This window comes from Vibrio sp. 10N.222.52.B7, from assembly GCF_041474275.1.
Taxonomy (GTDB): domain Bacteria; phylum Pseudomonadota; class Gammaproteobacteria; order Enterobacterales; family Vibrionaceae; genus Vibrio; species Vibrio crassostreae_C.
The window spans coordinates 1-503 of sequence record NZ_JBFRTU010000581.1 but is presented as its reverse complement, the minus strand read 5'-3'; the positions used below and the strand labels follow the sequence as shown (position 1 = coordinate 503).

Genomic DNA, 503 nt, shown 5'->3' with positions numbered 1-503 from the left:
TGTTGTTTGTGCGGAAAAACAAGAACTGGCTGATATCTACCAGCTTGAACATGCTTTGTTTGGCGATCACGCCTATCCGTTGTTTTTCTTTCGTCAGGCATTTGATTGCTGGGGGAAGGGCTTGTTGGTGGCGAAACAGGATTCGCAGGTTGCGGGCTATGTGTTAATGACGCCAACCGATAAACAACAAGAGTATTGGGTGTTGTCACTGGCTGTTGATACTGCTTACCGAGGCATGGGGATTGGCCGTTCATTGATGCAGCAGGCGATAGAAACATTGCCACAAGATTCCAAGCTGTTGCTTACTGTTGATCCAAATAACAGCTCGGCTTGTGATCTGTATTTGTCGATGGGCTTCGTGACCATCAAAGAAGAGAGTAATTATTTCGGAGACGATGAGCCTCGTTTGGTCATGCAGCTCATCGTCTAGTTCCCGTTTCATTGTGTCTATTTAGATGCAGGCATCACGCGCTTAGGTCAACATCACGATACCGTGCATCAAC

General features: G+C 46.9%; 1 protein-coding gene. It reads left to right on the top strand.

Annotation, left to right across the window (positions count from 1 at the left end; translation table 11 throughout):
- A partial coding sequence (locus tag AB4512_RS24295) for a GNAT family N-acetyltransferase (RefSeq protein WP_372176055.1) occupies nt 1–430 on the top strand: 430 nt, incomplete at its 5' end.
- Between the last annotated feature and the right edge of the window lie 73 nt (nt 431–503).